Genomic DNA, 14,999 nt, shown 5'->3' with positions numbered 1-14,999 from the left:
GTCATTGCTCTCGACGGTCCTGCTCCCCGCGCACGCGGGGATGGTCCGCTGGTGCAGCGGTACAGCCCGAGCATCCTCATCTGCTCCCCGCGCACGCGGGGATGGTCCCCGTAGGGGAAGCCCGTCGAGAACAGGCCCGTACTGCTCCCCGCGCACGCGGGGATGGTCCCTGCGCCCCGATCGCCTCCGACAAAAGCTGATCCCTGCTCCCCGCGCACGCGGGGATGGTCCCGTCATCGATACCATCGTTTTCAACGACACAAACTGCTCCCCGCGCACGCGGGGATGGTCCCCGCAGTAGCGACGGGGACTGATCGGCCCGAACCTGCTCCCCGCGCACGCGGGGATGGTCCCGCGGACCAGGCCACGCGGACAACCCTTTGCCTCTGCTCCCCGCGCACGCGGGGATGGTCCCTGCTTGCTTACGGTCTGCTTGCTGATACCTCCCTGCTCCCCGCGCACGCGGGGATGGTCCCCGCTGTACCCGACTGCCCCAGCTGAAACGGAGCTGCTCCCCGCGCACGCGGGGATGGTCCCCGGCCCGACATCGGATCAGGACTGATCATCGACTGCTCCCCGCGCACGCGGGGATGGTCCCCCGGTGACCTGATCTTCTTCAACTGGATTGGTCTGCTCCCCGCGCACGCGGGGATGGTCCCTCCTCGTCCTCGCCGTCGCACGCCTCGCCCCCCTGCTCCCCGCGCACGCGGGGATGGTCCCGGGCTCAACCGCATCGAGCCGGAGTTGCTGCACTGCTCCCCGCGCACGCGGGGATGGTCCCAGCGCCGCCAGTCCGGCCGCCACCCCGGTGGCCTGCTCCCCGCGCACGCGGGGATGGTCCCTGGTTATGGCGTCTGCCGCCGCTGATCGGGGACTGCTCCCCGCGCACGCGGGGATGGTCCCGTCCACGTCGTCAGCCGGCCGACCTAGACACCCTGCTCCCCGCGCACGCGGGGATGGTCCCGGCTACGCCTTCGAGGGTGACTTCGTCAGCTTCTGCTCCCCGCGCACGCGGGGATGGTCCCGACCGGCCCCGGTGCCGCACCCACCCCGGCCACTGCTCCCCGCGCACGCGGGGATGGTCCGTGGACGTCGAGGCCATCGCGGATGCTCTCGACCTGCTCCCCGCGCACGCGGGGATGGTCCCCGGGTGACCGGCACCGGCATGGCCACCCACTGCTGCTCCCCGCGCACGCGGGGATGGTCCCGACGGCGGGTCACACCGGGCCGGCGATGTGGCCTGCTCCCCGCGCACGCGGGGATGGTCCCTGTCGCGCACCCGACAGACGTTTTCGCAGGTGCTGCTCCCCGCGCACGCGGGGATGGTCCCAGGGGGCGAGGCTTCGGCTTCGGTGACCGGGCCTGCTCCCCGCGCACGCGGGGATGGTCCTACGCGTCGGGCCGGCTGGTCGCCGGTACGGTCCTGCTCCCCGCGCACGCGGGGATGGTCCCTTCGAACTGTTCGGGGTGGAGGCGGGGAACAACTGCTACCCGCGCACGCGGGGATGGTCCCACCAGCGGCCCGGGCGGTACACACCGCCCGGGCTGCTCCCCGCGCACGCGGGGATGGTCCTCCGCCGTGCGACGTCCGGTAGGTGCCGGGAGACTGCTCCCCGCGCACGCGGGGATGGTCCGCAATGCGAGAAACCCCGGGAATGTGGGCAGGGTCTGCTCCCCGCGCACGCGGGGATGGTCCCTGGGGCAGCGAACAGGACCGGCGGCAAGCGGTCTGCTCCCCGCGCACGCGGGGATGGTCCCGACACGGCCACGTTCGCGACGTGGTGACGGTGACTGCTCCCCGCGCACGCGGGGATGGTCCCGCGTCGACCAGCGCCGCGATCCGATCCACCAGCTGCTCCCCGCACACGCGGGGATGGTCCCGGAAGACGGGAGCTGTACATCGCCACCCGGCACTGCTCCCCGCGCACGCGGGGATGGTCCCGGGGGCGGTACTCGCGCGGTGGTGGTCCGGTCCTGCTCCCCGCGCACGCGGGGATGGTCCGTGCCGGCCGTAGATGTTGATGATCTCGCCGCCCTGCTCCCCGCGCACGCGGGGATGGTCCCGCGGCGAAGTGCTGGCAGGCGCGGGTCGTCGTCTGCTCCCCGCGCACGCGGGGATGGTCCCGCCAAGCGATTCGCGCAGGACCACCCGGACCTCTGCTCCCCGCGCACGCGGGGATGGTCCCGGGCACCCGCACCACGACCGAGCGCGGTCTCGCTGCTCCCCGCGCACGCGGGGATGGTCCCCGCGCCCAGGTGGAGGCCGACGTCAAGCGGCTGCTGCTCCCCGCGCACGCGGGGATGGTCCCGGCTGACCCTGCTCCCCACCCAGGTCGGGATGCTGCTCCCCGCGCACGCGGGGATGGTCCCACGCGCAGCCGACGCAACAACACACCGGCCGCCTGCTCCCCGCGCACGCGGGGATGGTCCCTGCCCGACCTCACCGAGGCCACCGGCCGACGACTGCTCCCCGCGCACGCGGGGATGGTCCCTGTATCTCAACTTGGTCAAGGGCTGCTTGAACCTGCTCCCCGCGCACGCGGGGATGGTCCCTGGTCCAGGGCCGGGTTGGCCCACTTCCAGTTCTGCTCCCCGCGCACGCGGGGATGGTCCCCGGGCGGCCGGCTGGCCGGTGCACTCCGCCACCTGCTCCCCGCGCACGCGGGGATGGTCCTCTTCCCAGCTCACAGGCCATGTCCGAGGAAAACTGCTCCCCGCGCACGCGGGGATGGTCCCGGCTGAGAGCATGAGGGGGCGCACAGTCCCTTCTGCTCCCCGCGCACGCGGGGATGGTCCTGGGACGAAAACGCATGAGGCGGTCCACAACAGCTGCTCCCCGCGAACGCGGGGATGGTCCCGGTCGCGGTCAACACCCCGTCGACCCACACGCCTGCTCCCCGCGCACGCGGGGATGGTCCCACCACCCCGCCGCCGGCCGCTCCGGTGCCCTGCTCCCCGCGCACGCGGGGATGGTCCCCGGAAGGGAATCCGGCGGGGAAATTCGCTCGGCTGCTCCCCGCGCACGCGGGGATGGTCCCGAGGTGCTGGTCGTTGTCTCCGACGTGTCGACTGCTCCCCGCGCACGCGGGGATGGTCCGTGCTCCACGCAGGGCCTCCAGGTCGCGGGCCGCTGCTCCCCGCGCACGCGGGGATGGTCCCTGACCCGGTACCGCCGGACCGTCGACAACCTCCTGCTCCCCGCGCACGCGGGGATGGTCCCTTGGGGCGCGGAGCGCGCCAGCCAACCCCAGGCTGCTTCCCGCGCACGCGGGGATGGTCCCTATCAAGACGCACCCCCGCCCAATCGGCAACCCTGCTCGCCGCGCACGCGGGGATGGTCCCTTGGTGACGGTCACCCATTTACCTTTAGGTCTCTGCTCCCCGCGCACGCGGGGATGGTCCCCGGGCCGGCACCGGCAGGCCCGGCCAGTCGTCCTGCTCCCCGCGTACGCGGGGACGGTCCCTCGCATCCGGCGTCCGCATCGAGGTTGACGATCTGCTCCCCGCGTAGGCGGGGATGGTCCCGGGTGGCCGATGGGCGGCTGGTACCTGCCCTCACTGCTCCCCGCGCACGCGGGGATTGTCCCGGAACCGTCGCTCAGGACGAGATCACCGACTTTTGCGCCCCCCGCACGGGGATGGTCCCAAGAACCTGTATGGGGGCGAGGGCGGGATCGTGCTCCCCGCGTACGCGGGGATTGGATTTGAGGTTTCCTGGACGCTGGCGGGCTGGTCACATGGCTGACGCCTGTCAGGTGTGTGAGGTGTCCAGTTTGGTGACGGTGAGTCCGTCGGTGTTGTCGTAGTGCAGGTCGAAGCCGGCGATCTGGGTGTGGCCGGTGGCGTCGACGTCGAGCACGAGTTCGCCGGCCAGCCAGTGCGACGAGTCCCACGCCGGGAAGCAGTTGCGGGCCTCCAGTTCGTCGATCACCTCGTCGAGTCTGCTGGTCATCAGCTGCGGCAGGGCGAGCGTGCACCGGGCCACCGACCGGGCCAGCCGGTTGTCCGGTGCCATCTCCGTCGGCACCTCCCGACCGGGGTCGTCCGGCACCCAGTCCGGGATGTGCAGCCGGCCGTCGCGGCGTACCAGGAGAATCACCTCCAGGCTCTCGGCGGAGTCGGCGCGGACGTGACCACGCCCGCGCGCGTCGTCGCCACCCGCGTCGGCGTCGCCGATGTGCGCCACCAGCCAGCCGAGCAGGGCGGCCGGCTGCGCCGAGACCGGGTTCAGCCGGTACGCGTCCGCCCGTACACAATGCTCCTGCTGCTTTTTCGTCGCCGTCTCGTCGGCTTCGCGCATCGCCGGATGCCAGCCGGTCGGGCCGACCAGCGGCACGTCGTACGCGGTCTGCACCAACGTCGGGATGTCCCCGGGCAGCTCGACCGGGACGTCGCCGTCCACATGCGGCCAGAGGACGCCGGCAGCCCGCCACAACCCGGCCCGGCCGTACACGATCCGTGAACCCTGCACCGGTTCGGGTGGGTCCGTCGACCAGTCCGCGCCGGTGATCAGGCAGCGCGGCGTCGCCAGATGAGCCGGCCGGCTGCGGTGGTGCCGGTGCAGCCGGCCCATCCGCTGCAACAGCAGATCAACCGGGGCCAGATCGGTGAACAGCAAATCGAAATCGACGTCCAGCGACACCTCCGCCACCTGGCTGGCGACCACGACATACCGCTCCGGGCGGTCCGCGACCCGGCTCGGCGGCCCGAACATGTCCAGCAGCCGCCGGTCGTTCGCGGCCCGGTCCGGTGCCAGGAAACGGGAGTGCGCCACGAACACCGGGATGTCCGTGCCGAACCGTCGTCGCAGCACGGCGGCGGTCTCCTGGACCCGTCGGACCGTGTTGCGGACCACCAGGGCGCAGCCGCCCCGGCCGATCTCGTCCGCGAGTAGGTCGGCGAGGCGCTGCGGGTCGTCGTCGAGGCGGCTTACCCGCACCTGCACCGCACGGCCGGACGAAGCCGTCGTCGTCACCGCCGGCTGCCGGTCCGTCGCGCCGGAGCAGGTGATCACCGGGTAGCCGATGTCCCCGGCCAGGTCGGCGTACGGGTCGGCGTCCGCGCCCGGGTCCGCGTCGGGTGCCGGCGTGCGTCGCCGCCGCGGGCGCTGCGTCGGCTGACCGAACCGGCCGTCGTCGTACGCCTTCATCATCTCCCGGCGACGCCGCGCCGGCAGCGTCGCCGACAGCACGATCACCGGTACGCGGTACGCGGCCAGCCACTCCAACGCCCGGTCCAGGTACTGGCTCATGTGCACGTCGTAGGCGTGCGCCTCGTCGACAACGACGATCTTGCCGGCGAGCCCGAGGTGACGCAGCACCACGTACCGGGCCTTCAACGCCATGAACAGCAGCTGATCGACGGTGCCGACGACGAAGTCGGACAGCAGGATCTTCTTGCGCGACGCCAGCCACCGGTGCACGGCGAGCTGCACCCCGTCCTCGTCGACGCCGATCGAACTGGGACGCCGGTCCATGCGCAGCGTGTCGTACTCGTTGTTGAAGCTCGACTTGCCGTGCGCCAGCGCCACCCCGTAGGCGCCACGGTCGGCGTCGCGGTCCGGCAGCCGCTCCATCCAGGACAGCCCCCGGGACAGCATGGCGTCGCTGGTGGCCCGGGTCGGTAGCGCGACGAAACAGCCGGACAGCCCGAACCGGGCGGCGAGGATCTCGACGGCGGCGAGCGCGGCCTCCGTCTTGCCGTCACCCATCGGCGCTTCGACGATCATCAGGCCGGGTTCGGTTATCTGCCGTGCCTGGTCGATCACCGCCCGCTGCACCGGGTACGCGGTCGCGCCGGACGGCAGCCCGAACCGGGTGGCGATGATCGCGTCGGGGGAGAGGTCGAGGTCGACGGCCCGCCACGGCGACGGCAGGTCCAGGTCGTCCCAGGCCTGCTCGACCCGGTGCGCGTCGGCCGCGTACGTCACCGGGAACAGCTCCTGGTTGCTGGCGATCCAGTCGGCGACCACGACGACGCCGGTCAGCAGCGCCTGCACCGGCTGGGGGAGTCGGACGTCGCGCCAGGCGGGCAGCCGGTCCCTCACGCCGCACCGGTCGGTCATCCAGTCCAGCAGCTCCCGCTGCACCGACGGCCACGGCCCGGTGCCGAGCAGGTAGTCGAGGCTGCGGGCCGCGTGCAGCTCCTTGTCCGTCGGCGGTACGCCGTGATGGCCACCGACGACCACGGCGAACGTGGCCGCCGCTCGCGGCACCCAGTCGTGCCCGTCGATCAGCCAGTCCTCCAGCAGGATCTGGCCGGCCAGGGCGTGCGGCGCGATACGCCGGTCCGCCTTGACGCGGTTGTCGACTGTCAGCCCGCGAGCGTGCATCCGGCTCATCAGATCGTCGCGCTGCACAGCGAACGCCGGTGTCGCCTTGCCGATGTCGTGCACCCCCGCCAGCCAGGTGACCAGGAGCCGCCCATCGGAGTCACCGCCGGGCAGCGCCGAGCTGATCCGCTGCCGTACGGCAGCGTTGAGCCAGTGTCGCCACAGCCGTTCCGCGACGGCCGCCGCATCGGCGAGATGCTGCCACAGCGGTAGCCAGCCGGGGCCGTCCTCGCTCGTCTTGCCCCACGCCGACGACGCCGCGTCACTCAACTCAACCGTCTGTTGCGTAGCCACGGCTGTTGATCCAAGGTGCCAACCTGGCCAGTCGCCATAGCGTGATCGACCGGACAGTGTGGCCGAACGGTCGAGGAGCTGTCGGCAAGGCGACTGCATTTTTGCCATCTGTGGTCTTGTTTCGCGTCACCTGGCTCCTCGCCCCCACCAGGGCCCAAGAGACAATTCGCTGCTCAGGGCCAGGATTGTTGGTGAATCGCGACGGCGCCTCGTATTTCGATGATCAAGTTCCGAATGTCGGTGGCCCGCAGTAGGGTCCCGATCCATGTCAGAGCGTCCTGTCTGGCCACGATGGGAAATGCACAATGTCATTTGATCTTGTTGATCGGCCCTGGCTGCTCGTGCAGCGGCTCGACGGGCAGGTGGAGGAGGTATCGCTCGCCGACGCCTTCCGCCGGGCTGGCACGCTGCGCCGGATCACCGGTGACGTGCCGACCCAGGAGTTCGCCGTCCTGCGCCTGCTGCTCGCCGTCCTGCACGACACCGTCGGCGGCCCCGGCGAGGACGACTGGGAGCAGCTGTGGGCTGCCCCCGACCTGCCGGTCGACGACATCGTCGACTACCTCGACGAACGCCGGGAGCGGTTCGACCTGCTGCACCCGACCACGCCCTTCTACCAGGTCGCCGACCTGCGGACCAGCAAAGGCGAAGTGTTCGGGCTCGAACGACTCATCGCCGACGTGCCCAGCGGCGCGCCGCTGTTCACCGCCCGGTCCGGCCCCGCACTGCGCCGGATCACCCCGGCCGAAGCCGCCCGCTGGCTGGTGCACGCCCAGGCGTACGACGTCTCCGGGATCAAATCCGGCGCGGTCGGCGACAGCCGGGTCAAAGGCGGCAAGGTCTACCCGCTCGGCACCGGCTACGCCGGCTCCCTCGGCGGCGTCTTCGTCGAAGGCGACAACCTGCGCGAGACGCTGCTGCTCAACCTGGTGCCACACGACGTGCCGTACCTGCGCCGCGACGACACCGACGCGCCGATCTGGGACCTCGACCCACCCGGCCCCGCCGAGCAGGACGACCTGACACCGTCAGGAGTGCTGCGCCTATACACCTGGCAGTCGCGGCGGATCCGGCTGCACGGCGACGAGCACGGCATCACCGGCGTGGTGCTCGCCTACGGAGACCCGCTCAGCCCCCGCGACCTGCACCAACGAGAACCACTCACCGCCTGGCGGCGCAGCCCCACCCAGGAGAAGGCACTCAAGACCACCCCGGTGTACCTGCCGAAGACCCACGCGCCCGGCAGGGCGCTGTGGCGCGGCCTCGAAGCGATGCTGCCCGGCATCGCGGGGCGCGGCGGCAGCGGCGAACCACCGGCCAACCTCGACCCCGGCGTCCTCGAATGGATCGGGTACGCCGCCAACCGTCGGCTGCTGCGCCGACCCGTCATCCGGCTCCGCGCCGTCGGCGCCGTCTACGGCACCCAACAGTCTGTCCTGGACGAGATCATCGACGACGCGGTCACCATGCCGGTACGGGCCATCACCGACCCGCAGACCGCCATCGAGGTCCAACGCGCCGCCGACGACGCCGACCAGGGCGTACGCGCCCTCGTCAACCTCGGCCGCAACCTGCTGCGCGCCGCCGGCGTCCGCGACGAGAGACGCGTCGATGGTGCCCGCGACGAGACGACCGCCGAGGCGTACGCCGCCCTCGACCAGCAGTTCCGCGACTGGCTGCGCGGGCTCGCCGACGGAGTCGACCTCGCCGACGCCCGCGCCGCCTGGCACCGCACAGCCGCGCAGACGCTGCGCGGACTCGGTGACCGGATGGTCGCCGAAGCCGGACCGGTCGCCTGGGCCGGCCGGGAAATCGACAAGACCCTGATCACCAGCGCCCAGGCCGACGCCTGGTTCCGCAACCAACTGTCGAAGGCGTTGCCCCTGGCCGGCCCGCTCCGGCCGGCGCAGCCAGACACCACCGACCGTCCGCAGGAGGAAGTGGCCCTGACATGAGCCAGACCAACACCCCGGCCAGGGCGGCGATCCGTCGGCGACGTCCGTTCGGCGACGACGTCGCCAAGGACGTCGCCAAGCTCCAGAGCGCCTTCATCAACGACGCGCCCGCCGCCATCGCCACCCTCGCCCGGCTGCGGGCCGCCGCCGGCACCCTCGCCGGCTCACGCCTGGACATCCTCGGCGTCACCGCCGTGCCGACAGAGTTCCTGCCCCGGCGGCTCGCCGACGACCCGGAACCGGTCGAACACGCCCGACACGCCGCGCTCACCCTGTACGCCGTACACCAGCAGTCGGCGCACGACCGTGGGATGCACCGCGACGGGTACGGCTTCGGCCAGGCCATCGCGCTGCTCGCTGCACAGAGCCCCAGCAAGGATGCCGTGCGGCGGCGGTTCGTCGCGATGGGCACCGCCGCCACCTTCACCGAGGCGCTGCACCACTGCCGGGGCCTGGTCCGGCTGCTGCGCGACAAACGCATCGCCCTCGACTACGGGCTGCTCGCCGACGACCTGCGCGAATTCCAGGCACCCAGCGGCCCGGACAAGATCCGCTCGCTGTGGGGCCGCGAATACCACCGCACCACTGACACCACCACCACCACCGGCACTGACGCCGACGCCGACACCACCGACAGCGACTCCCCGAAGGACCAGCCATGAGCCGAACCGTGATCGACATCCACATCCTGCAGACCGTTCCGCCGAGCAACCTCAACCGGGACGACACCGGCTCACCGAAAACCGCCGTCTACGGCGGCCAGCGCCGGGCCCGAGTCTCCAGCCAGGCGTGGAAACGAGCCACCCGGACCGCGTTCGACGCGCTGCTCGACCGTGCCGACCTGGGGGAGCGGACCAAACGGCTCGGCGAATCCCTCGGCGAACTGATCGCCGGGCAGGCACCGGGCCTCGCCGACGCGAAGATCGACCTCGCCAACAAGGCACTGACCGCGCTCGGGCTCGCCAAACCGGCCAAGGCCACCAAAGCTGCCAAGAACAAGGCCGACGACGGCGTCACCGCAGCAGAGTCCGAGTATCTGGTCTTCCTCAGCCACCACCAGCTCGACGCTATCGCCGCACACGCCATCGCCGCGCACCGCGCCGGCAAGGACCCCGACGGCAAAGAGCTGAAGAAGCTCGCCAACCAGCGGCACTCCGTCGACATCGCACTGTTCGGCCGGATGCTCGCCGACCTGTCCGACATCAACGTCGACGCCGCAGTCCAGGTCGCCCACGCGATCAGCGTGCACGCCGTCAACAACGAATTCGACTACTACACCGCCGTCGACGACCGCAAGGACGACGCGAAGGAACAAGGTGCCGGCATGATCGGCACCGTCGAATTCAACTCGTCGACCCTCTACCGCTACGCCACCCTCGACGTCGACCGGCTCAACGACAACCTCGGCGACCAGGAAGCCGCCCAACGCGCCGTCCACGCCTTCGTCACCGCGTTCGCCAAGAGCATGCCGACCGGCAAACAGAACACCTTCGCCAACCGCACCCTGCCCGACGCCGTCATCGTCCGGCTGCGCGACACCCAACCGATCAACTTCGTCGGCGCGTACGAAGAGGTCGTCACCTACGACTCGCCGACCGGCCGGGTCCGGGAAGCCGCCGAGCGCCTCGCCTCCTACGCCACCTCCGTCGAAACCACCTACGGCGAGCAGCCCGTCGCCGCCTGGGTCAGCCGGGTCGGCGACCACACCGCTGCGCTCGACGCCCTCGGCGACGCGTTGCCCTTCGCCGACCTCGTCACCGCAGTCGCCGACGAGGCCGCCGCGCGACTCGGGAAGGAAGAATGAACACCCTGCTGCTGCGGCTCGCCGGACCGCTGCAAGCCTGGGGTGCCAGCAGCCGGTTCGTCTACCGAGGCACCGAAACCGCCCCGACGAAAAGCGGCGTCATCGGCATGCTCGCCGCCGCCAAGGGCATCCGACGCACCGAGCCGCTGACCGAACTGCTCGGCCTCAGCTTCGCCGTACGCGTCGACCAGCCCGGCACCGTGCTGCGCGACTTCCAGACGGCCCGACGCCTCGACGGCTCCGCGCTGCCCCTGTCCTACCGGCACTACCTCAGCGACGCCGTCTTCGTCGCCGCCGTCGGCGGCGACGAAGACCTGCTCACCGGCCTGCACGATGCGCTGCGCCGACCACAGTTCCCGCTCTACCTCGGCCGCCGGTCCTGCCCGCCGATGCTGCCCGTCAGCCTCGGCGTGCACACCGGCACCCCGGTCGAGGTGCTGCGCCGACACCGCTGGGAAGCGTCCACCTGGCACCGGCGTACCAGACGGTCAGCGACCGTGAGCCTGGAGATGCTGCGCGACGCCGATGACACCGACCCGTTCACCGAGACGATCCGCGACCAGCCGGTCAGCTTCGACCCCACCCACCGGCAACACGGGTGGCGGCTCGTCGTGCGGGAACACGTCGAACTGCCCCACCCCGACACACAGGTGGCCACCATCCCCAGCCACGACCCCATGCAAGTCCTCGGAGGCTGACGTGTATCTCACCCGGTTCCGATTCAACAAGGCACGTCGGGACAGCCGACGGCTCCTCGGCTCGCCGCAGGTCATGCACGCCGCCGTCATGTCCGGCTTCGCCGACGACGCCGACCACACCCGCGACGGCCGGCGCACCCTGTGGCGGCTCGACACCACCGGCAACCAGCCGGTGCTCTACATCGTCAGCCCTGGCCGGCCCGACCTGACCCACCTCGTCGAACAGGCCGGCTGGCCGACCATCGGCGAACGGTGGCAGACCCGACCGTACGGCGGCTTCCTCGACCAGCTCGCCACTGGACAACAGTGGGCGTTCCGGCTCACCGCCAACCCGGTCCGCGACGGCCGACCCAAGGACCCCACCGCCGACACCAAACGGTACGGCCACGTCACCGTCGAACAGCAGACCCAGTGGCTGGTCAAACGCGCCGAACCCAACGGGTTCGAGATCCTGCGCGGCACCGACGACGACCTGAACCTGATCCTGCACAACCAGACCACCCAGAGCTTCGGGCGACGCGGGGGAGACCGCCCGGTCGTCATCCGGACCGTCACCTACGACGGCGTCCTCGCCGTCCGCGACCCGCAGGCGCTGCGTCGCGTGCTCACCGCCGGCATCGGGCACGCCAAGGCGTACGGCTGCGGGTTGATGACCCTGGCCCCCGCCGACGCCGCACGATGAAGATCCCCGGCGTACGGCCCCCGGAACTGCCCGACCTGGTCCGCGCCCAGGACCGAATCAGCTTCATTTACCAGGAACGCTGCGTCATCCACCGGGACAGCAACGCCATCACCGCGACCGACGCCAAAGGGACCGTGCACATCGCGGCCGCGAGCCTCGGAGTGCTGCTGCTCGGCCCCGGCACCACCGTCACCCACCAGGCGATGATGCTGCTCGCAGACAACGGAGCCACCGTCGTCTGGGTCGGTGAGCAGGGCGTGCGCTACTACGCCCACGGCCGATCGCTGGCCCGGTCCAGCCGGCTGCTCGTCGCCCAGGCCGCCGCCGTGTCCCACCGGGACCGGCGGCTCGCCGTCGCCCGCGCCATGTATGACATGCGCTTCCCGGACGAGGACACCGACAAGCTGACCATGCAGCAGTTGCGGGGCAGGGAAGGGGCACGGGTCAGACGCATCTACCGGGAGCACGCCCGGCGTACCAAGGTGACCTGGACTCACCGGGACTACGACCCGGAGAACTTCGCCGGATCCGACCCGATCAACCAGGCGCTGTCTGCCGCGCACGTCTGCCTGTACGGGGTCGTCCACGCCGTCGTCGTCGCCCTCGGCGCGGCACCCGGCCTCGGCTTTATCCACACCGGCCACGAACGGTCCTTCGTCTACGACATCGCCGACCTGTACAAGGCGGAAGTGAGCATCCCGGTCGCGTTCGACGTAGTGGCGGGCGGATCGGTTGACGTACCGGCGGACACCCGCCGCGCCGTCCGCGACAAGCTGTTCGAGTTGCACTTGCTCGACCGGTGCGCCGACGACATCCGCAGGCTGCTCCTGCCACCGTCCGCCAGCGACGAGCCGGACGGGCACGCCTTCAGTGAGGACGTCGTCAACCTCTGGGACGAGTCCGGTGTCGAGATGCCCAGCGGCATCAACTACGCAGACGAGTACGAGGTCGACTTCTGATGGTCGTCATCGTCCTCACCGCCTGCCCGGCGGGCCTACGCGGTCACCTGACACAGTGGCTGCTGGAGATCTCGGCCGGCGTGTACGTCGGTCACGTCACAGCTCGGGTACGCGACCGGCTCTGGGGCAGAGTCGTCGAACTCGCCGGCCCCGGCCGTGCCCTGATGGTCTACCAGGTACGCGGCGAGCAGCGGCTGTCGTTCAAGGTGCACGACCACCACTGGCACCCGGTCGACTTCGACGGCATCATGTTGATGCGCCGGCCGGCCGATCCCGCCGCCGTTGCCGCCGCACCGCAAACGGGGTGGAGCAAAGCGTCCAAGCGGCGCAGATTCGCCCGACGCGCCTCCACCCCCACCCGGCCCACCGATAGGCAGGAGTCGAACTAAAGTGAATGAAAACCGGGGCCTGTACCTCTAAACGCCCAGGTCAAGAAGTCTGCTCCCCGCGCACGCGGGGATGATCCCGACCGCGTCGACCAAGAGGTCACCGAGCGACGCTGCTCCCCGCGCACGCGGGGATGATCCTCTACACGCTGTGGTCTCGACTCTTGGGCGATTCTGCTCCCCGCGCACGCGGGGATGATCCTGGCTCCTAGGGGTCGCGTCTGCCGGGCTGAGTCTGCTCCCCGCGCACGCGGGGATGATCCCGGAAGCCGCTGCTTTGCAATTCCTGAAAGAGACTGCTCCCCGCGCACGCGGGGATGATCCCCGGACGGTGCGGTACCGGCTGGTCAACGACGGCTGCTCCCCGCGCACGCGGGGATGATCCCCAGATCCGGCCGGCCGCGCGGCAGGCGTCGCACTGCTCCCCGCGCACGCGGGGATGATCCCATCTCGCGTTTGGCTCTGCGCCAGGGCCGACCCTGCTCCCCGCGCACGCGGGGATGATCCCCAGTTGGACGACTTCGCCGACGATGCCATCGACTGCTCCCCGCGCACGCGGGGATGATCCCGCTGCCGACGTCGTCCCGTCGAACGGACTGACCTGCTCCCCGCGCACGCGGGGATGATCCCCAGCTGGAGTTCGCGGCGTCCGGCGCCGACAACTGCTCCCCGCGCACGCGGGGATGATCCCGCCGCGATGCCGCCCGGCGTCAGCGTGTCGCTCTGCTCCCCGCGCACGCGGGGATGATCCGTGGCAGAGCATGATGACGGCCTGCCCGTGGCGCTGCTCCCCGCGCACGCGGGGATGATCCCGACGTCTCCCGCCGCCTGCGCCCCGCCGCCGGCTGCTCCCCGCGCACGCGGGGATGATCCTTCGGGCGCACAGTGCATGTGTCCGGGAGAATACTGCTCCCCGCGCACGCGGGGATGATCCCTCCCGGACCATCTCCGCCCACGTCCACGCACCCTGCTCCCCGCGCACGCGGGGATGATCCCCGGGAGCGGCCCACCGCTGGCCTGGTCGAAGACTGCTCCCCGCGTACGCGGGGATGATCCCGATTCCCGGCAGGCGAGGATTCGCGACCTGTTCTGCTCCCCGCGCACGCGGGGATGATCCCTGTCCAACAGGACGCGCCCGAATACCCGGCGACTGCTCCCCGCGCACGCGGGGATGATCCCACCCTGCCCTAGTTCCGGACTTGGCACCGCCACTGCTCCCCGCGCACGCGGGGATGATCCCCGCCCCTACGGTCACACCATGATGAGCGTGAGCTGCTCCCCGCGCACGCGGGGATGATCCCCGAGGCTGCGGCGAGATCATCGCCGCCGCCACTGCTCCCCGCGCACGCGGGGATGATCCCTCCCGCAAGCTCGCCAAGCAGATCCGCCGACGCTGCTCCCCGCGCACGCGGGGATGATCCCCGCGCCTCGATCTGCCGCACGACGTCCTCGACCTGCTCCCCGCGCACGCGGGGATGATCCCTGGCTGGCAAGGTAGAACTGGCGTTCGTCGACCTGCTCCCCGCGCACGCGGGGATGATCCCAGGCCGCGCTGGAACCGAAGGAACGACAGCGTCTGCTCCCCGCGCACGCGGGGATGATCCCCGACGGTCCGCCGGAGGCGGGCCAGGCACCGACTGCTCCCCGCGCACGCGGGGATGATCCCGGTCACCCGATTCAGCAGGCGCCTCCGGCGGTCTGCTCCCCGCGCACGCGGGGATGGTCCCAGCAGCGCCCGCAACGGCCACACCCTCGACGGCTGCTTCCCGCGCACGCGGGGATGGTCCCGGCATCTACTCCCGGTTCGGGTCGTTGGCCTCCTGCTTCCCGCGCACGCGGGGATGATCCCTACATCCGGCGGTGACCCGGTGGCGTCCAGCACTGCTCCCC

8 protein-coding genes and 2 CRISPR repeat arrays (2 of these 10 cut by a window edge) are annotated in these 14,999 nt (G+C 71.2%); of the genes, 7 read left to right on the top strand and 1 reads right to left on the bottom strand.

Annotation, left to right across the window (positions count from 1 at the left end):
* A CRISPR array of direct repeats spans positions 1-3,646; the repeat unit is 28 nt; unit sequence CTGCTCCCCGCGCACGCGGGGATGGTCC (it extends 343 nt beyond the left edge of the window).
* Between the two features lie 105 nt (positions 3,647-3,751).
* The gene (gene cas3 / locus O7621_RS21775) at positions 3,752-6,625 is read right to left on the bottom strand and encodes a CRISPR-associated helicase Cas3' (RefSeq protein WP_282230970.1); all 2,874 of its coding nucleotides are present in this window, start codon (positions 6,623-6,625) and stop codon (positions 3,752-3,754) included.
* A 305-nt stretch (positions 6,626-6,930) separates the two neighbouring features.
* Between cas3 and casA the strand changes: the two genes are divergently transcribed.
* Genes casA through cas2e form a run of 7 tightly spaced genes read left to right on the top strand, consistent with a single transcriptional unit; the run spans position 6,931 to position 13,112 of the window.
* Positions 6,931-8,580 (top strand): type I-E CRISPR-associated protein Cse1/CasA, encoded by a 1,650-nt coding sequence (gene casA, locus O7621_RS21770; RefSeq protein WP_282230969.1) that lies wholly within the window; start codon positions 6,931-6,933, stop codon positions 8,578-8,580.
* Entirely contained in the window at positions 8,577-9,242 is a 666-nt protein-coding gene (gene casB / locus O7621_RS21765) for a type I-E CRISPR-associated protein Cse2/CasB (protein ID WP_282230968.1), read from the top strand. The genes casA and casB overlap by 4 nt, the downstream gene beginning before the upstream one ends.
* Positions 9,239-10,384, top strand: coding sequence for a type I-E CRISPR-associated protein Cas7/Cse4/CasC (gene cas7e / locus O7621_RS21760; RefSeq protein WP_282230967.1), 1,146 nt, complete (start codon positions 9,239-9,241; stop codon positions 10,382-10,384). Before casB ends, cas7e begins: the two co-directional genes overlap by 4 nt.
* Positions 10,381-11,082, top strand: coding sequence for a type I-E CRISPR-associated protein Cas5/CasD (cas5e, locus tag O7621_RS21755; RefSeq protein ID WP_282230966.1), 702 nt, complete (start codon positions 10,381-10,383; stop codon positions 11,080-11,082). The genes cas7e and cas5e overlap by 4 nt, the downstream gene beginning before the upstream one ends.
* Before the next feature lies 1 nt (position 11,083).
* A complete protein-coding gene (gene cas6e / locus O7621_RS21750) occupies positions 11,084-11,764 on the top strand; it encodes a type I-E CRISPR-associated protein Cas6/Cse3/CasE (protein ID WP_282230965.1) in 681 nt (226 codons plus the stop codon).
* Complete coding sequence (cas1e, locus tag O7621_RS21745) at positions 11,761-12,723, top strand: type I-E CRISPR-associated endonuclease Cas1e (RefSeq protein ID WP_282230964.1); 963 nt, start codon at positions 11,761-11,763, stop codon at positions 12,721-12,723. Before cas6e ends, cas1e begins: the two co-directional genes overlap by 4 nt.
* Positions 12,723-13,112 (top strand): type I-E CRISPR-associated endoribonuclease Cas2e, encoded by a 390-nt coding sequence (gene cas2e / locus O7621_RS21740; protein ID WP_282230963.1) that lies wholly within the window; start codon positions 12,723-12,725, stop codon positions 13,110-13,112. The genes cas1e and cas2e overlap by 1 nt, the downstream gene beginning before the upstream one ends.
* Before the next feature lie 49 nt (positions 13,113-13,161).
* A CRISPR array of direct repeats spans positions 13,162-14,999; the repeat unit is 24 nt; unit sequence CTGCTCCCCGCGCACGCGGGGATG; it runs 77 nt beyond the window's last position.

Source organism: Solwaraspora sp. WMMD937, assembly GCF_029581175.1.
In the GTDB taxonomy this organism is placed as follows: domain Bacteria; phylum Actinomycetota; class Actinomycetes; order Mycobacteriales; family Micromonosporaceae; genus Micromonospora_E.
Note: the sequence above shows the minus strand (reverse complement) of the source record. Positions and strands in the feature narration are given on the sequence as shown.

Excerpts from the sequence above, each read along its gene's own strand:
- casA (WP_282230969.1), top strand. The coding sequence starts at position 6,931 with ATGTCATTTGATCTTGTTGATCGGCCCTGGCTGCTCGTGCAGCGGCTC.
- casB (WP_282230968.1), top strand. The coding sequence starts at position 8,577 with ATGAGCCAGACCAACACCCCGGCCAGGGCGGCGATCCGTCGGCGACGT.
- cas7e (WP_282230967.1), top strand. The coding sequence starts at position 9,239 with ATGAGCCGAACCGTGATCGACATCCACATCCTGCAGACCGTTCCGCCG.
- cas5e (WP_282230966.1), top strand. The coding sequence starts at position 10,381 with ATGAACACCCTGCTGCTGCGGCTCGCCGGACCGCTGCAAGCCTGGGGT.
- cas1e (WP_282230964.1), top strand. The coding sequence starts at position 11,761 with ATGAAGATCCCCGGCGTACGGCCCCCGGAACTGCCCGACCTGGTCCGC.
- cas2e (WP_282230963.1), top strand. The coding sequence starts at position 12,723 with ATGGTCGTCATCGTCCTCACCGCCTGCCCGGCGGGCCTACGCGGTCAC.